Below are 19,933 nucleotides of genomic sequence, written 5' to 3'. Positions count from 1 at the left end.
TTCTTTGTGCGTTTCCGGGCGCGCGCCATGCGCGCACCCCGCACCCCGCGGCGTAGAGCCGACCGTTGGTCGGCTGCACGTCGCAATGGCGTTGCGGTGTACGTGGAATACCCCTGCCGAGCAACGCTCTGCCCTACTGGTAGAGCTGACCGTTGGTCGGCTGCACGTCGCAATGGCGTTCCGATGTACGTGGGATACCCCTGCCGAGCAGCGCTCGGCCCTACCGGTAGAGCCGACCGTTGGTCGGCTGCACGTCGCAACGGCGTTGCGGTGTACGTGGAATACCCCTGCCGAGCAGCGCTCGGCCCTACCGGTAGAGCCGACCGTTGGTCGGCTGCACGTCGCAGTGGCGTTGCGGTGTACGTGGAATACCCCTGCCGATCAGCGCTCGGCTCCACCCCCGACGGTGTCACAGGGCAGCCGACCAACGGTCGGCTCTACCCAGGGTCACAGCCAAACAAAAACGGCGCCCTCGCGGGCGCCGTTTTGTTGTGTTACCTGCTACCCGCGCCATGCGCGGGCCAACCGGAATGAGCTGCTCAGGCCACGGCGGCAACTGCACGCCGTACCGGCGCTGCTGTCTGTGTGGCCTGTCCATGCCGGAACACCGCAACCGCTTCGCTCAGTTCGGCGGCCTGTTCTTCCAACAGGCGTGCCGCGGCGCTGGCCTCTTCGACCAATGCCGCGTTCTGCTGGGTGGCATCGTCCATCTGCACGACTGTCTGGTTGACCTGATCGATGCCGCTGGCCTGTTCCTGCGATGCCGACGAGATCTCGGCCATGATGCCGCTGACCGCTGCCACACTGCCGACGATCTCGGCCATGGTCTTGCCGGCATCCTGTGCCAGGTGCGCGCCGTCGGCGACCTGCTCCACGGAGGCATCGATCAGGCCCTTGATCTCCTTGGCCGCCTCGGCCGAGCGCTGCGCCAGGGTGCGCACTTCGCTGGCCACCACTGCGAATCCGCGGCCCTGCTCGCCTGCACGTGCTGCCTCCACCGCCGCGTTCAACGCCAGGATATTGGTCTGGAACGCGATCCCGTCGATGACGCGGGTGATGTCGCCGATCCGCCGCGACGCGGTCTGGATGGCCTCCATCGTGGTGACCACCTGGCCAACCACCGCGCTGCCGCGGCCGGCAACGTCCTGTGCGCCTTGGGCCAGCGTGCTGGCCTGGCGCGCATGCTCGGCGTTCTGGCGGACGGTGGAGGTCAGCTCCTCCATCGAGGCGGCGGTTTCTTCCAGGTGCGCGGCCTGGCGCTCGGTGCGCTCGGACAGATCACTGTTGCCGCTGGCGATCTCGCCGGCGGCCTGCGCGATCGCGCCGGTGCACTGCTGGATACGCTGCACCATGGCGGTGAGCTGTTCGGCGGTGGCATTGGCATCGCGTTGCATGGCGGCGAACGCGCCCTCGAACTGGCCGTGCATGCGCTGGTCCAGGTCACCGCGGGCCAACGCCGCCAGCACGCGGCGCACTTCGCCCACGGTGCCGCCCACGCTCTGCAGCAGCTGGTTGATGCCGCCGGTGAGGCCGTCGAGGAAGCTGGCCGTGCCCTCGGCCGACGGCAGGCGCCGGTCCAGGTCGCCCTTGGCGGCCGCCGCGACGATGTCGGCCACGGCGGTTTCCAGCTGCAGTTCCGCGGTGCGGTCGTGCCACTCCACGGCAAAGCCGAGACGCTCGCCGTGGTCGTCGAACACCGGCGTCACCACCTGGGCGAAATGCACCGGGCCGATCCGCACACGGCCGTGGTGCACCTGCTGCAGCGTGTTGAGGATGGCGCGGATGCGATCGGGGTTCACGTGGAAGCGGTGGATGCTGCTGCCCACCAGCGTGTCGACGTCGAAGTCGGGGAACGCCTCACGCAGGCTGGCCTGCTGGTTGCGCAACAGGGTCACCACCGACCGGTTCACGTAGCGGATCACGTGGTCGTTGTCGGCGATCATCATCGCGGTACGCGAGACATCCAGTGCACGGTGGATCTGCGCGTCCTCGGTATGCACGGTGGCAGCCCGCTGCTGCTGCTCGGCCAGGGCACGCGCGGCGGCGTCGGCCTGCTGCAGATCGCGCTGCCAGCGCTGGGTCTGCCGGCGGGTACGCAGCGCAAGCACCGCCAGCAGCACAGCGGCCACGAGAATGGTCAACGACACCCCCCACTGCCGCTGCCACAGCGCCGTACCGCAGCCAGCGGCCAGCAGCAGCGCGGCGGCCACCGCGACGGTGCCGTCCAGGCGCTGCAACAGGGCGGGCGGACGGGGCGCGCGGGAAGGGTCGGGTGGGCGCGGCGCAACAAGTGGAAGGGCAGACATGGCGACTCCGGGATTCAGAAGCAGGGACGGCCGGTCGCGCGCGGAAGCGGACAGGCCAATGGCGCGCCGGTCACCGTCGATGCGGTGGGCGCTGCGGGGAAGACGAGGAGGGAAGAGGCCCGCATGCCGCGCGCGGTCGATAGCGACGCATCGACGGTGCGGAACACCGCCGGCATGGCCCGGTCCTGTGGGCGATGGCACGGCCAACACGGCATTGCGACGACCTTCCCTGAAGCCTTGGAGTGATGCGCGGCTTCGCGACGGCGGAGCAAGCGGCGACACAGGCCGAACGTGCCGGGCTGCCTTACGGGTATCGGCCGGGCAGCGCGGAAGTTGAGTGCGTCAGGATGCCGCAGGGCCGCCTGCAGGTACTGGCGGCGGCACGCCGCGGACCGTGCGACCGATGGCGGCGCTGTCAGCCGGCGAGGAAGCCGGTGATCACCTCGGCAACCACCTGCGGATGCTCCATGTGCAGGTGATGGGTGCCGGGAAACACGGACAGCCGGCCATCGCGCAGCAGGCCGATGCGCTGGCTGCGCAGGGGTTCGGGGTAATACGACTGCGCAGGCGTGGCGTAGATCACCTGGGTGGGGCATTCAATGGCCGCCAGCAGGTTGTCGATCTGCGCTTCGCTGAGGCGCAACGCAGTGGGCAGCATCAGGCGCGGGTCGCTGCACCAGCTGTAGCCGCCCTCGACCGGCTTGACCCCGCGCTCCACCAGCAGCCGCGCGCAGGGCTCGCTGAGCTGGTTGGCCATCATCCGTGCGCGGATCGGCGCGGCCAGGTCGGCAAACACCCGCAGGTTCCTGCCCGGCAGCGCACGGGCGGCGCGCACGTGGTCGCGCAGACGCTGCGCGGTTTCATCTTCGGGACCGCGCAGGCCACCGAGCGCTTCGATCGCCACCAGGCGCTCGACCCGCTCCGGCGCGGCGGCGGCAGTGAGGCTGGCGATGCCGGCGCCCATCGAATGGCCGAGCAGGGTGAAACGGTCCCAGCCCAGCGCATCGGCGACGTCCAGCACATGGCAGATCGCGCCGGGCGTGTTGTATTGGGTTCCCGGCGGCAGGTGCGCGCTGTGGCCGTGGCCGGGCAGGTCCAGGGCCACCAGGTCCAGCGCCGGCAGCTGGGCAGCCAGCGGCACGAAGCTGGCCGCGTTGTCGAGCCAGCCGTGCAGGGCCAGCACGCGCCTGCCCTCGCGCTGTGGCGCGCGCAGTCCCGCGGCGTGCACGCCCTGCACCTCCAGCGTGAAGGGCTGCAAGGTCATGCGAGCGCGGCGATGCTCAACCGCGACAACGCCAGGGCGTGTTCGGGCGCCGCATTGAGGCAGGGGATGTAGCGCATCTGCGCGCCGCGCGCGGCGAGGGTTTCGGTGAAGCCCAGCGCCACTTCCTCCAGGGTTTCCAGGCAGTCGGTGGCGAACCCGGGGCAGACCACGTCGATGCGGCGCACGCCGCTTTCTGCCATGGCCCACATCGTGGGTTCGGCATAGGGCTGCAGCCACTTCTCGCGGCCGAAACGCGACTGGTACGTCAGCTGCCAGGCGTCGTCGGGCAGCCCCAGCGCATCGGCGATGGCGCGGGCGCTGGCCTCGCAGCGCTGCGGGTATGGATCGCCGGCGTCGGCCAGGCGTTGCGGGATGCCGTGGAAAGAGAACACCAGCTTTTCGCCGCGACCGTGCTGCTGCCAGGCCTGCTGGATGCTGCCGGCCACGGCCGCCACCCAGTCCGGGTCCACCGCGTAATCGCGCACCAGGGTGACGGTGACGGCAGGGTGGCGCGGCTGCCACGCGCGCACCTGGTCTTCAATGGAGGCGGTGGTGGTGGTGGAATACTGCGGATACAGCGGCAGCACCACGATCCGGCGCATGCCCTCGGCAGCCAGCCGGTCCAGCTCGGCGGTGAGTGCCGGGGCGCCGTAGCGCATCGCATGGCGCACCCGCACGTCGGGCATCAACGCCTGCATCGCCTGCGCCAGCTGGCGCGTGTAGACCATCAGCGGGGAGCCGTCGGGCAGCCACACCTGGGCGTACTTGGCCGCCGAGCGGCCGCTGCGCAGGGGCAGGATAAGCCCGTACAGCAAGGGTTTCCACAGAATCGGCGGGATCGCGACCACGCGCGGATCGCTGAGGAATTCAGCCAGGTAGCGACGCACCGCCGGGGCGGTTGGCGTCTCGGGCGTGCCTAGATTGACCGCCAGCACGGCGGTGTCGGGTGCGTCGAGCATGGGCCCATTCTCGCAGGTCTGCGCGATTGGCGGGATGGATTCCACCCATCGTTGTGATGCGTTGGGTATATCAATAGACGGCATCACTCATTGCGGATTCATCGCGGGGCTTCTAACGTCGGGAAGCGTATCGACCAATGGTCCTACCTACCGCTATCTTGTGTGATCGACTTCTGGAGCCCACCCATGCGCCGCCTCAGCCTTGTACTGCTGATCTCCGCCAGCCTGTTGCTGTCCACCCAGGCGATGGCCGGACCACAGGAAGACCAGCGCGCCCGCAATGCGGTGCGTGTGCTCAATGAAATCCAGAACATCCCCGAACAGGGCATCCCCGACAAGCTGCTGGACGAAGGCCGCGCGATTGTCGTCATTCCCGACACGATCAAGGCCGGTCTGGTCATCGGCGGGCGCCGGGGCCATGGCCTGATGTCGGTGAAGAATGCCGATGGCAGCTGGTCCAACCCGGTGTTCGTGAAGCTCACCGGCGGCAGCATCGGCTTCCAGGCCGGCGTGCAGTCCTCGGATGTGGTGCTGGTGTTCCGCAACGACCGCAGCCTGGACAACCTCGTCAACGGCAAGTTCACCCTCGGCGCCGATGCCGGCGTGGCAGCCGGCCCGGTAGGGCGCAACGCGGCGGCGGCCACCGATGGCCAGCTGAAGGCCGAGATCTGGTCGTGGTCGCGTGCCCGCGGCCTGTTTGCCGGCGTCGCGCTGGACGGCGCGGTGCTGCAGATCGACGATGCCGCCAACCTGGACGCCTACGGCAGCAACACCACGCCGCGGATGGTGTTCGAGGGCCGTATGGGCGAGCCGCCGTCGATCGACGTGGTGGCCTTCCGCGACCGTCTGGAAGAAGCCACCTACACCGCCCGCGAAAAGCGTGGCACCGCCGGCAGCGCCCCGGCCCCGGCTGCGCGCCAGGCGGCCCCGGTCGCCGCGCCGGTGGCTGAACAGGCACCGGCGTCCGGTGCTACCACCGCTCCGCTGCAGCCGGCCCCGGCCCAGCCTGCGCCGCAGCAGGGCTTCCAGGCCGTTGGCGAAGGTGAAGTACGCACGGAATCGCTGGACGGCAACTGACTTTCGTCACGCGCGCCGGCTAACACCCGGTGCGCTATGCTCAACCGTCTGATCACTACGTAACGCGAGCGGCTCATGGGCAGTTTCAGCATCTGGCATTGGTTGGTTGTGCTGGTCATCGTTCTGCTGGTGTTCGGCACCAAGAAGTTGACCAGCGGCGCCAAGGACCTTGGCAGCGCCGTCAAGGAATTCAAGAAGGGCATGCACGACGAGGACAAGCCGAAGGCGCAGCTCAACGACGCCTCGCGCCCGCAGGACTCGACGACGACGTCGCAGACCGAGCACGATCGCGACCCGCGCTGATCTGGACCGGCGGGCGTGTTCGATATCGGTTTCAGTGAACTGCTGGTCATCGCGGTCGTGGCTTTGGTCGTGCTCGGTCCCGAGCGCCTGCCCAAGGCCGCGCGCTTTGCCGGGCTGTGGGTGCGCCGTGCGCGGACCCAATGGGATTCGGTGAAGCAGGAACTGGAGCGCGAACTGCACGCCGATGAAATCAAGCGCCAGTTCCGCGACGTGCAGGCCTCCGTGCAGGACACCGAGGCGCAGCTGCGCGCCAGTGGTGAAGCGGTGCGCCGCGAAGCCGAGCAGATGCGCCAGGACGTGGCCCGGCACGGCGACGACGTGGCCGCCGCCGCTGACGAACCGGTGATGACCGGCCCCGCGCCCGGCTCCCCGGCGAGCGTGGCCCAGCACGTGGTGGCGGCCGATGCCGTCGACGTGGCCGAGCCGGTGCGTGATGCGATGGCACCGCCCGGCATTGATGGCACCGCGCCCCGCGTGGCGGCGCCTGTCGAACCGGCGCCGGTCGGCGCGCCTCACCCCGACACCGCACAGGACGCGCCGCTGCCGCGCGACGAGCAGGCACCGCGATGAGTGAACACGAGTACCCGGAAAGCTCGCTGGTGGAACACCTGATCGAGCTGCGTGCGCGCCTGGTGCGCGCGATCGTTGGCCTGCTCGCGGTGCTGCTGGTGCTGCTGCCGTTCTCGCGCAAGATCTATACGTGGCTGGCCGAGCCGCTGATCTCGCAGCTGCCCAACGGGCAGACGATGATTGCGACCAACCCGGCCGGCGCCTTCTTCGCGCCGTTGAAGCTGACCTTCTTCGTGGCCCTGTTCGTGGCCGTGCCGTGGCTGCTGTACCAGCTGTGGTCATTCGTGGCGCCCGGCCTGTATGCGCGGGAGAAGCGCCTGGCGGTGCCGCTGCTGGCGTCTTCGGTGCTGCTGTTTTACCTGGGGTGCGCGTTCGCCTACTTCCTGGTGTTGCCGGCGGTCTTCCACTTCCTGACCACCTTCCGCCCCGAAGTGATTGCGATCACCCCGGATGCGAACGCCTACCTGGATTTCGTGCTGGCGATCTTCTTCGCCTTCGGCACCAGTTTCGAGCTGCCGGTGGCGATGGTGATCCTGGTGCTGCTGGGCTGGGTGTCGCCGCAGCAGTTCAAGGAAAGCCGCGGCTATGCGGTGGTGGGCATCTTCGTGGTGGCCGCGGTGCTGACGCCGCCGGACGTGGTGTCGCAGCTGCTGCTGGCGATCCCGATGTGCGTGCTGTACGAGCTGGGCATTCACGCGGCGCGGTGGTTGGTGCCGTCGTCGGTGGTGAAGCCGGCGGGGTAATCGGTGGTGGGCGTCGTGAACAAAAACCCCGGCAGATGCCGGGGTTTTTTGTGGTCGATCAGGCGGCGAAGACGTTGCCGGGGCCGCCGGGTACCGGCGGCGGGGTGCGGCCGCGGTGCGCGAACATCTGCTTCCAGGCGGCGTACACCGCGCCGACGTACAGCGGCATGATCACGGTGGTCATCGACAGCTGCATGACGAACGCGGCCGCTCCCATGCCGCCGAGCAGCAGGGCCACCTGCATCAGCACGAACACCAGGAAGTAGATGCACATCGCCGCGATCAGGCCCAGCACCATGAACACGGCCATGGCCGGGAAGTTCTCGATGCAGCCCTGCAGGCTCATACGCAGCGCATGCATGCCGCTCTGACGGTCGAATACCACCAGCGCCGGCTGCGCGAACATGGCCATGCTCAGCGCCACGAAGGTGGCGAAGGCAATGAGGATCCACAGCATGATGCGCTTGACCGGCACGTTGGCCATCAGCGCGAGGGTCTCTTCGTTGCTGAGCTGCTTGCCGGACTGCTGCAGTTCCTGCGCGCGGTGCAGCAGGTCGTTGAAGGCGCTGAAGCCTTCGCTGCCGATCAACGCAAACAGCAGCGTGCCCAGGGCGACGATGGCAATCAGCTGGATCGCCAGCGGCACCAGCAGGTGGGTGACGCGACGGTCGCGGATGGGCTGCAGCAGGTGGGTCGGCAGGCCGGGACGGCCCTGGTCGATCTCGCTGACGGCCCACAGCATGCCGCCGAACATCAGCGGGCCCACCGCCAGTGACAGCAGCTGCACCATCAGCCCCAGCCAACCCGGCAGCAGCTGGGCCAGCAGCAGGATCAGCGAGGTGGTCAGCATCCACACCACGCCGATCACGGCCAGTTGCATCGGTGCGCGGGCATACAGGGAAAACGCGTCCAGCAGCCATTGGGCGCCGGCCGAGGCGGGCAGCTTGCGAATCTCGCTCATACCATTCCGGAAGCAGGGGGAAGGGGCGCAGCCGCCCCGAATCCGTTCGATTATCCCTGTTTTCCGGACGCGCCACCTGAAGGCCGGGCAGCAACGCCGGGACGCTGCGTCGCAGTGCCCGGGACGCGGCTCAGGCGTTGCGGGCCTGGCGCACGAAACGGCGCAGCAGCTGCCGCGCCAACGGCGCCGCGCTGACCCCGCGCGCCACGCTGCGGGCGCAGCCACCGTGGCTGCGGATGCATTCGGCGCGGGCGCGCACGTAGCCGCGCATGTGGTGGGTGGCGAACTCCGGGTGGAACTGCACGCCCCAGGCCTGGCGGCCGAAACGGAAGGCGTGGCAGTTGTCCTGCGCCGAGCGCGCCAGGATCGACGCGCCCTCCGGTGCGCGCAGCACCGTCTGCATGTGGGTGGCGTGGGCCGGGAACCGCTCGGGCAGCCCGGCAAACAGCGGGTCGCTGCTGGCCGACGGGTCCAGGGCCAGCTCGATGGTGCCGGACTCGCGGCCGGCCGGGTTGTAGGCCACTTCGCCGCCCAGGGCGTGCGCCAGCAGCTGGTGGCCGTAGCAGATGCCAAATACCGGGCGGTCGTCGTGGACCACGCCGCGCAGCCACTGTGCGCTGCGCTCGCTCCAGTCGGCGCGGTCGGTGACGTAGGCGGCCGAGCCGGTGACGATCACCCCGGCGAAGTGGCGGTGGTCGGGCAGGGCGCCGCCATGTTCAACGTCCACCACCACCGTTTCGTCGGCGTCCAGCCCGGCCGCCACGCGGATCCAATGCGGAAAACGCCCGTAACGACGCAGCGAGGCGACGGGTTGGCCGGTTTCAAGAATCAGGAACGGGGCGGAATTCATCCGGGGGCGGCAGCACTGACAGGACTTCCTCGATTGTAGTCAGCCCTGCGGCCACCTTTTCAAGTCCCGCGCGGCGCAGGGTTCGCACCCCTTCAGCACGCGCGGCACGGTTGAACGCGGCCAGATCCATGTCCGCGCGGATCAGGCTGCGCAGGCGCGAACCCAATGGCAGCAACTCATACAGCCCCACCCGACCCAGGTAACCGGTGCGCCGGCAGTCGATGCAACCGGCCGGTGCATATGGCGTGGGTGACTCAGGTAATGCTTCATCGGCATCAGCCAGCACCGCCCATTGGGCGGCACTGAGCGGGCGCGGCACCTTGCAGTTGGGGCACAGGGTGCGCACCAGGCGCTGGGCCAGGATGCCGTTGAGGGTGGAGGCCAGCAGGTAGTGCGGCACGCCCAGGTCGAGCAGGCGGGTGATCGCCGAGGGCGCGTCGTTGGTGTGCAGGGTGGACAGCACCAGGTGCCCGGTGAGCGAGGCCTGCACCGCCATCTGCGCCGTTTCCAGGTCGCGGATTTCGCCGATCATGATGATGTCCGGGTCCTGCCGCAGCAGGGTGCGCACGCCGCTGGCGAAATCCAGGTCGATGTTGGTCTGCACCTGCATCTGGTTGAATTCCGGCGCGATCATCTCGATCGGGTCTTCCACCGTGCACACGTTCACGTCCGGGGTGGCCAGCCGCTTGAGCGTGGAATACAGGGTGGTGGTCTTGCCCGAGCCGGTGGGGCCGGTGACCAGCACGATGCCGTGCGGGCGCTCGACCAGGGCGGTCCAGCCGGCCGCTTCCTGCGGGCTGAAGCCGAGCTGGTCGATGCTCTTGAAGGCCGCATCCGGGTCGAAGATGCGCATCACGCACTTCTCGCCGAACGCGGTGGGCATGGTGGACAGGCGCATTTCGACCTCGCGGCCGCCCGGCGAGCGGGTCTTGATGCGACCGTCCTGCGGGCGCCGACGCTCGGCCAGGTCCATTCGCCCGAGCACCTTGATGCGGCTGACCACGGCGGTCATCACCGCCGGCGGTACTTCGAACACCTTGTGCAGCACCCCGTCGATGCGGAAGCGCATGCGGCCCATGTCGCGGCGCGGCTCCAGGTGGATGTCCGAGGCGCGTTGTTCGTAGGCGTACTGCAGCAGCCAGTCGACGATGTGCACGATGTGCTGGTCGTCGGCGTTGACGTCGCCGGCGCGGCCCAGTTCCACCAGCTGCTCGAAGCTGGGCAGGGTGCCGTTGGTTTCGCCGCGCACGTCGCCGCGCGCGCCGCGCACCGAGCGGGTGACCCCGAAGAACTCCATGGTGTAGCGGTGCAGGTCGAGCGGGTTGACCATCGCCAGCTCGATGCGGCGCCGGGTCAGGTGCTGCAGGTCGCGCAGCCATTCCTGCACCAGCGGCTCGCTGGTGGCCACCAGCAGGCGCTCGGCGTCCACGGCCAGCGGCAGGAAGCGGTGGCGGCGTGCGTAGGCATGGGAGACCACGGCGGTCACCGAGGCCACGTCCACCCGGGTCGGGTCGATGCGCAGATAGCGGCTGCCGGTGCGGGTGGCCAGCCATTCGGTCAGCCGTTCCAGTCCGAGTTCACCGCCACCGGCGGCGGCCAGTTTCAGGTTGGCCAGCAGCACCAGCGGATGGACCTCGCTGGCATTGCGCGCGCCCTGGGCCGAGAACCGGATGCGCTCCAGGTCGACCTCGGCCACCAGGCCATCGGCCACCAGCGCGGCGGCCACCTGGTCGAAGCCGAGCCGACCCGGCGGCAACGGCACCGGCGCGGCCGGCCCCGGGCCTGTGGCAGGGGCGAAAGGTACCGGTGGGCGCTGATCCATCCGCCAAAGTCCTCGAAGCGCGCCAGGCGCGCAGTAATGGGGTGGGCCGTCCGGAAGGCGGCAACGCGGTCGCTGGCTATACTAGCGCACCCCTCCTGCAGGCAAGAATCCGCCGCATGTCCGTCACCACGAACGTTGCCATCACTTTCCAGGGCCTGATCCAGACCCTCAACCAGTATTGGGCGCAGCAGGGCTGCGTGCTGATCCAGCCGCTGGACCTGGAGGTCGGTGCGGGCACCTTCCACCCGGCCACGTTCCTGCGCTCGATCGGTCCGGAAAGCTGGAATGCCGCGTACGTGCAGCCCTCGCGCCGTCCCACCGACGGCCGCTATGGCGAAAACCCGAACCGCCTGCAGCGGTATTACCAGTACCAGGTGGCGATGAAGCCCAGCCCGGACAACATCCAGCAGCTGTACCTGGATTCGCTCAAGGCGCTGGGCATCGACCCGCTGGTGCACGACCTGCGCTTTGTCGAGGACAACTGGGAGTCGCCGACGCTGGGCGCCTGGGGCCTGGGCTGGGAAGTGTGGTTGAACGGGATGGAAGTCACCCAGTTCACCTATTTCCAGCAGGCCGGCGGCCTGGAGTGCAAGCCGGTGCTCGGCGAGATCACCTACGGTCTGGAGCGCCTGTGCATGTACCTGCAGAACTGCGACAACGTCTATGACCTGATCTGGACCTACGGTCCGGATGGCACCCCGGTCACCTACGGCGATGTGTACCTGCAGAACGAGATCGAGCAGAGCACCTACAACTTCGAATACGCCGACGTGGAGGAAATGTTCCACCGCTTCGATGCCTGCGAAAAAGAAGCGCAGACGCTGGTCGATGTGGGCCTGCCGCTGCCGGCCTACGAGCAGGTGTGCAAGGCCAGCCATGCGTTCAACCTGCTGGATGCGCGCCGTGCGATCAGCGTGACCGAGCGCCAGCGCTACATCCTGCGCGTGCGCGCGCTGGCCCAGGCGGTGGCCAAGCTGTACGAGGCCAAGCGCCTCGAAGCCGTCGCCGCCACGGAGGTGCAGGCATGAGCACGATGCTGCCGCTGCTGATTGAACTGGGCACCGAAGAATTGCCGGTGAAGGCGCTGCCGGGCCTGGCCCAGGCTTTCTTTGATGGCGTGGTCGATGGCCTGGCCAAGCGTGGCGTGGCCATCGAACGCGGCGATGCCAAGCCGTTGTCGACCCCGCGCCGCCTGGCCGTGCTGCTGCCCGGCGTGGCCGTTGAACAGCCCGAACAGCACAGCGAAGTGCTGGGCCCGTACCTGAACATCGCGCTGGATGCCGAGGGTCAGCCGACCAAGGCGCTGCAGGGTTTCGCGGCCAAGGCCGGGATCGACTGGAGCGCGCTGGAACGCACCAGCGACGCCAAGGGCGAACGCTTCGTGCACCGTTCCACCACCCCGGGCGCGCGCACCGCCGCGCTGCTGCCGGAGATCCTGCGCGAGGCGATCGCGGCCATGCCGATCCCCAAGCCGATGCGCTGGGGCAGCCATGCCTATGGCTTCGCGCGCCCGGTGCATTGGCTGGTGCTGCTGCACGGTACCGAGATCATCGAGGCCGAGGTGCTGGGCCTGAAGGCCGACCGCATGAGCCGCGGCCATCGTTTCATGCACGACAAGACCGTGTGGCTGTCCTCGCCGGAGGATTACATCAGTTCGCTGCAGGCCGCCTTCGTGCTGGTGGATGCCGACGTGCGCCGTGCGCGCATCGTCGAGCAGGTCAACGCTGCCGCGGCCACGGCCGGTGGCCAGGCGCGGATCACCGAGGACAACCTGCAGCAGGTGGTCAACCTGGTGGAATGGCCGGCACCGGTGCTGTGCAGTTTCGAGCGCGAATTCCTGGCGGTGCCGCAGGAAGCGCTGATCGAGACCATGGAGATCAACCAGAAGTTCTTCCCGGTGCTCGATGCCGGCGGCAAGCTGACCGAGAAGTTCATCGGCATCGCCAACATCGAATCCAAGGACGTCAATGAGGTGTCCAAGGGCTACGAGCGGGTGATCCGCCCGCGCTTCTCCGACGCCAAGTTCTTCTTCGACGAAGACCTCAAGCAGGGCCTGGAATCGATGGGCGACGGCCTGAAGACCGTGACCTACCAGGCCAAGCTGGGCAGCGTGGCCGACAAGGTGGGCCGCGTGGTGGCGCTGGCCGGGGTGATCGCCCCGCAGGTGGGCGCCGACCCGGTGCTGGCCAAGCGTGCCGCACTGCTGGCCAAGAACGACCTGCAGTCGCGCATGGTCAACGAGTTCCCGGAGCTGCAGGGCATCGCCGGCCGGCATTACGCGCTGACCGGCGGCGAGTCGCCCGAGGTTGCGCTGGCCATCGACGAGGCCTACCAGCCCCGCTTCGGCGGCGATGACATCGCGCTGTCGGCGCTGGGCAAGGTGCTGGCCATTGCCGAACGCCTGGACACCCTGGCCGGTGGGTTCGCCGCGGGCCTGAAGCCGACCGGTAACAAGGACCCGTTCGCGCTGCGCCGCAATGCCTTGGGGCTGGCCCGTACGATCATCGAGAGCGGGTTCGACCTGGACCTGCGCGCGCTGGTGGACAGCGCCCTGGCCGGCCTGCCGGCCGCCGTGCAGCCCAGTGCCGAGCGCAAGACCGACGCGCTGCCGCAGGAGCTGTACGACTTCATCCTGGACCGCCTGCGTGGCTACTACGCCGACAAGGGCGTGCCGGCCACGCACTTCAACGCGGTGGCCGAGCTGAAGCCGGCGTCGTTGTATGACCTGGACCGTCGCATCGACGCGATCGGCATCTTCGCGGCCCTGCCCGAAGCCGATGCGCTGGCCGCGGCCAACAAGCGCATCCGCAACATCCTGCGCAAGGCCGAGGGCGACATTCCCGGCATGGTCGACCCGGCGCTGCTGGCCGAGCCGGCCGAAAGCGAACTGGCCGAGGCGGTGGAAGCGGCCATCGACGACAGCAACGCCAGCCTGCACCACAAGGACTACGTGAGTGTGCTGAACCGCCTGGCGCGCCTGCGCCCGCAGGTGGATGCGTTCTTCGATGCGGTGATGGTCAATGCCGAGGACCCGGCGCTGCGCGGCAACCGCCTGGCGCTGCTCAAGCGCCTGGGCGACCGCCTGGGCAGCGTGGCGGCGATCGAGCACCTGTCCAGCTGAGGCGTGGCGGGCAGCCCTGCCCGCCGGTGGTAATGCAGAAGGCGCGACGGCCCCGGCCGCTCGCGCCTTCTGCGTTTCAGGCCTGTCATGAGCGCGGGTGTCGGCCGCGTGGGCGGTGCCGCACGCGCGTGCGGACGGATCTGTCCGGCGAGGTGTCGGCATCGATCCGCTTGAAAACGACGTAGCCGATGTTCTGCGCGATTTTAACGGGGCCTTCACCGTCATTCTGAAACAGCCCCGCCGATTTCGCATGCTCGCAATGGCCCGTTATGCTGTCCCCATGCAGCCAAAGAATTACGCCCTTCCCCTGATGTTCCTGTCGCTGGTCACCGCCTCGGTGGCACACGCACGCGGAACCATCGACAAGGTGGAAATCAAAGGACTGGACAAGGGCGACGACGCCGAGATGATCGAGAACATCGAGGTCTCGCTGTCGCTGTACGACACCATCGGCAAGCCCCAGGGCGAGTCGCGGCTGGAGTATCTGTTGTCCCAGGCCGAGCGCCAGACCCGGGAAGCACTGGAGCCGTTCGGCTACTACAACCCGGTGATCAAGGTGGACAGCCCGCGCGAGGGCGAGAACCTGCGGGTGGTGATCCAGGTCGACAAGGGCCCGCCGACGCTGGTGCGGCGCGAGCACATCGACATCACCGGCCCGGCGCAGCTGGACCAGTACCTGCAGGAAGACCTGGAGAAGTTCAAGCCGCGCAAGGGCCAGCGTTTCGAGCATACCCAGTACGAAGCCAGCAAGATCACCGTGACCCGGCGCCTGGCCGAGCGCGGCTATTTCGATGCCGACTACACCCAGCGCCAGGTGCAGGTTACCCGTGCCGACAATGCCGCCGACATCGACCTGACCTGGGACAGCGGCCGCCGTTACAACATGGGCGATATCCGCTTCCACCAGGACTATTTCGTCGACAAGCTGTTCGACCCGCTGGTGTACTGGGAAAAGGGCAGCTATTTCCACGAAGGCAAGCTGGACCGCCTGCGCGAGTCGCTGACCAAGCTGGACTACTTCAGCGTGATCGACATCCAGCCCCGCCCGGACCAGGCCGATGCCAACGGTGACGTGCCGGTGGACGTCAACCTGACCCGGGCCAAGCGGTCGATCTACACCGCCGGCCTGAGCTACGGCAGCGAGAGCGGCGCCGGTGTGCGCGGCGGTCTGGAGCGGCGGTTCCTGAACAACCGCGGCCACAAGATGAACACCCAGCTGGACTATGCGCAGAAGCGCAAGAGTCTGGTCACCAGCTACCGCATTCCGGCCTTCGCCTGGCTGGATGGCTGGTACGCCTTCACCGCCAGTGCCTACGATGAGCAGACCGATTACATCGACCTGCGCAACTTCAAGCTGTCGGCCAGCCGCAGCGGTGAAATCAACGAGCACTGGACGGCGATCGCCTCGATCAACGCGCTGCGCGAGCGTTGGCGCTACGCGTCGGGCACCGAGTTCAACGATGCGCTCTACACCACCTCGACCCTGGTCTACCCGCAGCTGGTGGCCGACTACGTCAACGTGGACGACGAGCTGTTTCCGCGCCGCGGCATCAGTGGCAGCGCGACGCTGCGTGGTGGCGTGGAAGGCGTGGGCTCGGACACCAGCTTCGTGCAGGCCAACATGGTGCTGCGCTGGTACGTGCCGATCGGCGACAGCGACCGCCTGATCCTGCGCGGCGAAGGCGGCACCACCTGGACCAGTGATCTGGTGGCGATGCCGCCCAGCCTGCGCTTCTTCGCCGGTGGCGACCGCAGCATCCGCGGTTACGCGTTCCGCGAAGTCGGGCCGCGCACGCCGGCGCCGGACAAGTTCGCACTGGGCGCCAAGAACCTGGTGGTCGGCTCGGCCGAGTATGAGCATTACTTCAAGGGCGGCCCGTGGGGCGCGGCGGTCTTCGTCGACACCGGCAGCGCGTTCGACAACACCATCGACCTGCACACCGGCGTGGGCTTTGGCGTGCGCTGGAAATCGCCGGTGGGCCCGGTGCGCGTGGATATCGCGCACGGCCTGAACGACCCGGATTCGCAGTTCCAGCTGTACCTGAACATCGGAGCGGACCTGTGAGCACGCCGACCCCGTCCGCATCCGCCACGCCGCCGCCGCGCGTGCGCTTCTACCGCAAGCGCCGCTTCTGGGCGTGGTCCGGCTTCACCGTGCTGGGCCTGGTGCTGCTGGCGCTGCTGCTGGTGTACTGGCTGCTGCAGACCGTGGCCGGTCGCGACGTGCTGCTGGCCCAGGTGGTGGCGCGGCTGCCGGTGGGCGCCACGTTGAAATGGAGCAAGGTCGATGGCCCGGTCGCCGGGCCCCTGGTGCTGCATGACCTGGATTTCCGTTACGACGATATCCACTTCACCGCCGAGCGCGCCTACCTCGATCCGGACATCCGCCCGCTGCTGGGGCGCAAGCTGCAGCTGGACGCGCTGCAGCTCAAGAACGCCTCGCTGAACCTGGCCAAGAGCGATGAGCCGTTCGAACTGCCGTCCTGGCCGGACTCGCTGCCGCAGATTGAAATGCCGCTGGCGATCCAGGCCGACACCATCATCATCGATGGCTTCCGCATCACCCAGGCGCAGCAGCCGCTGATCGACATCGCCACGCTGCGCGGCGGGGTGGAAATCGCCAATGGCGAATTCCGCGCCAGCCAGCTCAAGATCGACAGCGACCTGGGCTACTTCCGCGTGGACGGGCGTTACCTGCCACGCAGCGACTACGACACCGACATCACCATCGGTGCACGCCTGCCGGCGCCGCTGGGGCGCACGCCCGCGCGGCTGGGCCTGGTGGCACGCGGCGACCTGGGCCATATGGAAGTGGCCGTGGCCGGCAACGCGCCGGCGCCGCTGCAGGCCAGCGTGGTGTTCGACGGCCGCACCGACCCGGTCTGGACGGCCAGCGCACGCACCCGTGAGTTGGATCTGTCGCTGCTGGTACCGGGCATGGATGCCAGCGCCAGCACGCCGATGGCGCTGGATTTCAAGGCCGACGGCAAGGGCGGCCAGGCCAACCTGCAGGGCAGCTTCAAGCAGGGCGACATCGCGGTGGAACTGGCACCGTCCAAGGTAGGCCTGGCCGACCAGGTGCTGACCGTGGCGCCGCTGCAGGTGAAGGCCTTCGGTGGCCAGGCACGCCTGCAGGGCAAGGCGGATTTCACCGACAAGGAAAACGCCAGCCTGCGCTTCTCGATCGTGGCCAACGACCTGACCTTCGTGCCAGCCGCCGATACCACCACCGCCGGCGCCGCCGCGCCGGTGCCGGTGACGCTGAAAGAGGCGCGGATGGGCCTGGCCGGCACGCTCAAGAACTGGGCGGCGGTGGGCAATGCCTCGGTGGAGCGCGAAAAACAGACCGCCGACCTGACCTTCGATGTGCGCGGCAACGACCAGGCGGCGTCGATCAAGCAGTTGCTGGCCAGTACCCCGGGGGGGTCGCTGGACGTCACCGGCCAGGTGGCGTGGGCACCGCAGCTGGACTGGGACGTGGCCGCCAAGCTGGCCGGATTCGACCCGGGCTATTTCGCACCGGGCTGGGACGGCAAGCTGTCCGGCGCATTGGCCTCCAAGGGCCGGCAGTTGCCGCCACCAGCTGGCAGCCCGGCCGGTACCGCCGGCGCTTACGAAGCCACCGTGGACGTGCCCGGGATCAAGGGCATGCTGCGCAAGCGCACGGTGGACGCACAGGGCAAGTTCGCGCTGCGCGGTGAGCAGGGCGAGGGCAACGTGAAACTGGCGGTGGGCAACAGCCGCCTGACGGCCAAGGGCTCGGTGGGCGACCGGCTGGATATCGACGCGCAGCTGGAGCCGGTGAACCTGGACGACCTGCTGCCGGGCAGCACCGGCAGCCTGCGCGGCCACGTGCTGGTGAAGGGACCGCGCACCGCGCCGGACATCAGCGCCGACCTGGTGGGCAACGGCCTGCGCTGGAATGACTGGAGCGCCGAGGCGATCAGCATCAAGGGTCGCCTGCCGTGGCAGGGCGACAGCGGCACGCTGGCGGTGCAGGGCCGCAAGGTGCAGGTGGGCATGCTGCTGGACACGCTCAACGTGGATGCGCGCGGCAGCCTGTCCAACCTGCGCCTGGATGCGCAGACCAGGAACGAACTGGGTGCGGTCGCCCTGAGCGGCGGCGTGCGCCAGCAGGGCCAGGCCTGGCGCGGCGACCTCACCGCCCTGCGCATTGCGCCGGTGAAGGGCGATGCGTGGAGCCTGCGTGCGCCGGCCACCTTCGGCGTGCAGGGCAGCAACTTCACCCTCAGCGATGCCTGCCTGGGCGCGGCCACCGGCGGCGCGTTGTGCGCCAGCGCCAACTGGCCGCGCGAAGGCCTGTTGGTGCGGGGCGATGCATTGCCGCTGGCGCTGGTGCAGCCGTGGCTGCCGCCGCAGTCGGGGCGGCGCATGTACCTGCGTGGCGAACTGACCCTGGACGGCCGCATCCGTCCGCGTGGCAATGCCTTTGAAGGCAACTTCAAGGTGGCCTCGATGGAGGGCGGCATCCGCCTGGGCGACAACGCACGCGGCGAGCTGGTGCGCTACGACCACTTCTCCGCCGACGTGGAAATGACCCAGGCACAGATCAACGCCAAGCTCGGTGTCGGCTTCCAGGGCGACGGCTTCGTCGATGCCAAGGTGCAGACCGGGTGGGATGCCAATGCGCCGCTCACCGGCGAGCTGTACATGAACATTGCGCGGCTGTACTGGCTGGAGCTGTTCTCGCCGGACATCGTGCGTCCGACCGGGCTGATCGAAGGCCACGTCAGCCTGCGTGGCACGCGCGGCACGCCGTCGCTGGGCGGCGAGGCCACGCTGAGCAAGTTCAAGGGCGAGTTCCCGGCGTTGGGCCTGACCTTCGATGAAGGCAAGGGCAGCTTCACCGCGCAGCCCGATGGCTCGGCCAAGATCGCCGCGCAGGCCAATTCGGGCCAGGGCACGCTGTTCGTCGATGGCGGGCTGTCCTGGTTCGGCGATGCGCAGCCGTTGCAGCTGCACATCCACGGCGAGAACGTGCTGCTGGCCAATACCCCCGAACTGCGGGTGATTGCCAACCCGAATCTTGATTTCACCCTGGCCGGCACCGCCATGCAGCTGCGGGGCAGCGTGCATGTGCCCGAGGCCGATCTCGACCTGGAACGCCTGGACCGCGGTACCTCCGTGTCCGAGGACGTGGTGGTGCTGGACCCGGTGGATCCGGAAGAAACCCCGACCTCGCCGCTGGACATGGACCTCACCGTCAGCCTGGGCGACAAGGTCAAGATGAGCGGCTTCGGCCTGAAGGGCGCGCTGGGCGGCAAGATGCAGGTGTGGTCGCGCCCGGGCCGGGAGATGACGGCCAACGGCGGGCTGGAAGTCAGCGGGCGCTACAAGGCCTATGGCCAGGACCTGACCATCACCCGCGGCAACCTCAGCTGGAACTACAACGCGGTGGCCGATCCGCGCATCAACATCCGCGCCGAACGCACCATCGGTGACGTGGTAGCCGGTATCGATGTCAGTGGCCGTGCGCAGTCGCCGCGGGTGGATGTGTGGTCGACCCCGGCGATGTCGCAGTCCGAGGCGCTGGCCTACCTGGTGCTGGGCCGCAGCTTGACCGGCGCCAGCAGCGACCAGGCCCAGCAGGTCAACGCGGCCTCGGCGGCGATCTCGGCCGGCAGCGGCCTGCTGGCCTCGCAGCTGGGCGCCAAGCTCGGCCTGGACGATGCCGGGGTGAGCCAGTCGCGCGCGCTGGGCGGCTCGGTGATCGGCGTGGGCAAGTACATCTCGCCCAAGCTGTATGTCGGCTACGGCGTGTCGCTGGTCGGCAGCGGCTCGGTGCTGACCCTGAAATACCTGCTGCGGCGCGGCTTCGACGTGGAAGTGGAATCGAGCACGGTGGAAAACCGGGGCTCGTTGAACTGGCGGCGCGAGAAGTAGCGCACCGCCGTCATCCACAGGTAGAGCCGAGCCATGCTCGGCTGCTTTTCAAC

General features: G+C 68.5%; 14 protein-coding genes. 8 read left to right on the top strand and 6 right to left on the bottom strand.

All coding sequences use genetic code 11. The features are described from left to right. Nucleotides 1–539: 539 nt before the first annotated feature. From AC6CHL_RS12365 to hemH, 3 genes are all read right to left on the bottom strand, one after another. Nucleotides 540–2,306 carry a methyl-accepting chemotaxis protein gene (locus tag AC6CHL_RS12365; protein WP_448134767.1) on the bottom strand — a complete coding sequence of 589 codons (1,767 nt, stop codon included), beginning with the start codon at nt 2,304–2,306 and terminating at the stop codon, nt 540–542. 415 nt (nt 2,307–2,721) lie between these two features. Next, the gene (locus AC6CHL_RS12360; protein ID WP_038685409.1) at nt 2,722–3,570 is read right to left on the bottom strand and encodes an alpha/beta fold hydrolase; all 849 of its coding nucleotides are present in this window, start codon (nt 3,568–3,570) and stop codon (nt 2,722–2,724) included. Further along, nucleotides 3,567–4,529 (bottom strand): ferrochelatase, encoded by a 963-nt coding sequence (gene hemH / locus AC6CHL_RS12355; protein ID WP_038685411.1) that lies wholly within the window; start codon nt 4,527–4,529, stop codon nt 3,567–3,569. Before hemH ends, AC6CHL_RS12360 begins: the two co-directional genes overlap by 4 nt. Before the next feature lie 186 nt (nt 4,530–4,715). Between hemH and AC6CHL_RS12350 the strand changes: the two genes are divergently transcribed. The 4 genes from AC6CHL_RS12350 to tatC all read left to right on the top strand — a co-directional run bounded on the left by AC6CHL_RS12350 (nt 4,716) and on the right by tatC (nt 7,222). Beyond that, on the top strand, nt 4,716–5,606 hold the full coding sequence (locus tag AC6CHL_RS12350) for a lipid-binding SYLF domain-containing protein (protein ID WP_038685413.1): 891 nt from the start codon (nt 4,716–4,718) through the stop codon (nt 5,604–5,606). 75 nt (nt 5,607–5,681) lie between these two features. Beyond that, nucleotides 5,682–5,909, top strand: coding sequence for a Sec-independent protein translocase subunit TatA (gene tatA / locus AC6CHL_RS12345; protein WP_038685414.1), 228 nt, complete (start codon nt 5,682–5,684; stop codon nt 5,907–5,909). A gap of 15 nt (nt 5,910–5,924) precedes the next feature. After that, nucleotides 5,925–6,479, top strand: coding sequence for a Sec-independent protein translocase protein TatB (tatB, locus tag AC6CHL_RS12340; protein ID WP_498294569.1), 555 nt, complete (start codon nt 5,925–5,927; stop codon nt 6,477–6,479). After that, on the top strand, nt 6,476–7,222 hold the full coding sequence (gene tatC, locus AC6CHL_RS12335) for a twin-arginine translocase subunit TatC (protein WP_038685419.1): 747 nt from the start codon (nt 6,476–6,478) through the stop codon (nt 7,220–7,222). The genes tatB and tatC overlap by 4 nt, the downstream gene beginning before the upstream one ends. A gap of 58 nt (nt 7,223–7,280) precedes the next feature. On the opposite strand, the gene AC6CHL_RS12330 is transcribed toward tatC, so the two are convergent. The 3 genes from AC6CHL_RS12330 to AC6CHL_RS12320 form a co-directional block, all read right to left on the bottom strand. Next, a complete protein-coding gene (locus AC6CHL_RS12330; RefSeq protein ID WP_128098102.1) occupies nt 7,281–8,183 on the bottom strand; it encodes a BPSS1780 family membrane protein in 903 nt (300 codons plus the stop codon). Between the two features lie 130 nt (nt 8,184–8,313). Beyond that, the gene (locus AC6CHL_RS12325) at nt 8,314–9,033 is read right to left on the bottom strand and encodes a glutamine amidotransferase (protein ID WP_038685423.1); all 720 of its coding nucleotides are present in this window, start codon (nt 9,031–9,033) and stop codon (nt 8,314–8,316) included. Continuing rightward, complete coding sequence (locus tag AC6CHL_RS12320) at nt 9,005–10,855, bottom strand: GspE/PulE family protein (protein ID WP_038685425.1); 1,851 nt, start codon at nt 10,853–10,855, stop codon at nt 9,005–9,007. The genes AC6CHL_RS12325 and AC6CHL_RS12320 overlap by 29 nt, the downstream gene beginning before the upstream one ends. Before the next feature lie 116 nt (nt 10,856–10,971). Here AC6CHL_RS12320 and glyQ point away from each other — a divergent pair, with 116 nt between their 5' ends. From glyQ to AC6CHL_RS12300, 4 genes are all read left to right on the top strand, one after another. Continuing rightward, on the top strand, nt 10,972–11,883 hold the full coding sequence (gene glyQ, locus AC6CHL_RS12315) for a glycine--tRNA ligase subunit alpha (RefSeq protein WP_498294567.1): 912 nt from the start codon (nt 10,972–10,974) through the stop codon (nt 11,881–11,883). Beyond that, nucleotides 11,880–13,976: a glycine--tRNA ligase subunit beta gene (glyS, locus tag AC6CHL_RS12310; RefSeq protein ID WP_320490273.1), complete on the top strand. Its 2,097-nt coding sequence runs from the start codon at nt 11,880–11,882 to the stop codon at nt 13,974–13,976. Before glyQ ends, glyS begins: the two co-directional genes overlap by 4 nt. Before the next feature lie 280 nt (nt 13,977–14,256). After that, entirely contained in the window at nt 14,257–16,041 is a 1,785-nt protein-coding gene (locus AC6CHL_RS12305; RefSeq protein ID WP_185753416.1) for an autotransporter assembly complex protein TamA, read from the top strand. Continuing rightward, nucleotides 16,038–19,880, top strand: a complete 3,843-nt coding sequence (locus AC6CHL_RS12300) for a translocation/assembly module TamB domain-containing protein (RefSeq protein WP_498294565.1) — start codon at nt 16,038–16,040, stop codon at nt 19,878–19,880. The genes AC6CHL_RS12305 and AC6CHL_RS12300 overlap by 4 nt, the downstream gene beginning before the upstream one ends. Nucleotides 19,881–19,933 lie beyond the last annotated feature (53 nt).

It is taken from the genome of Stenotrophomonas sp. GQ19 (assembly GCF_059758695.1).
Note: the sequence above shows the minus strand (reverse complement) of the source record. Positions and strands in the feature narration are given on the sequence as shown.

Coding starts and splice junctions, on each gene's coding strand:
- AC6CHL_RS12325 (WP_038685423.1), bottom strand. CDS start 9,033: ATGAATTCCGCCCCGTTCCTGATTCTTGAAACCGGCCAACCCGTCGCC.
- tatA (WP_038685414.1), top strand. CDS start 5,682: ATGGGCAGTTTCAGCATCTGGCATTGGTTGGTTGTGCTGGTCATCGTT.
- tatC (WP_038685419.1), top strand. CDS start 6,476: ATGAGTGAACACGAGTACCCGGAAAGCTCGCTGGTGGAACACCTGATC.
- AC6CHL_RS12320 (WP_038685425.1), bottom strand. CDS start 10,855: ATGGATCAGCGCCCACCGGTACCTTTCGCCCCTGCCACAGGCCCGGGG.
- AC6CHL_RS12365 (WP_448134767.1), bottom strand. CDS start 2,306: ATGTCTGCCCTTCCACTTGTTGCGCCGCGCCCACCCGACCCTTCCCGC.
- glyS (WP_320490273.1), top strand. CDS start 11,880: ATGAGCACGATGCTGCCGCTGCTGATTGAACTGGGCACCGAAGAATTG.
- glyQ (WP_498294567.1), top strand. CDS start 10,972: ATGTCCGTCACCACGAACGTTGCCATCACTTTCCAGGGCCTGATCCAG.
- hemH (WP_038685411.1), bottom strand. CDS start 4,529: ATGCTCGACGCACCCGACACCGCCGTGCTGGCGGTCAATCTAGGCACG.
- AC6CHL_RS12330 (WP_128098102.1), bottom strand. CDS start 8,183: ATGAGCGAGATTCGCAAGCTGCCCGCCTCGGCCGGCGCCCAATGGCTG.
- AC6CHL_RS12360 (WP_038685409.1), bottom strand. CDS start 3,570: ATGACCTTGCAGCCCTTCACGCTGGAGGTGCAGGGCGTGCACGCCGCG.
- AC6CHL_RS12350 (WP_038685413.1), top strand. CDS start 4,716: ATGCGCCGCCTCAGCCTTGTACTGCTGATCTCCGCCAGCCTGTTGCTG.
- AC6CHL_RS12305 (WP_185753416.1), top strand. CDS start 14,257: ATGCAGCCAAAGAATTACGCCCTTCCCCTGATGTTCCTGTCGCTGGTC.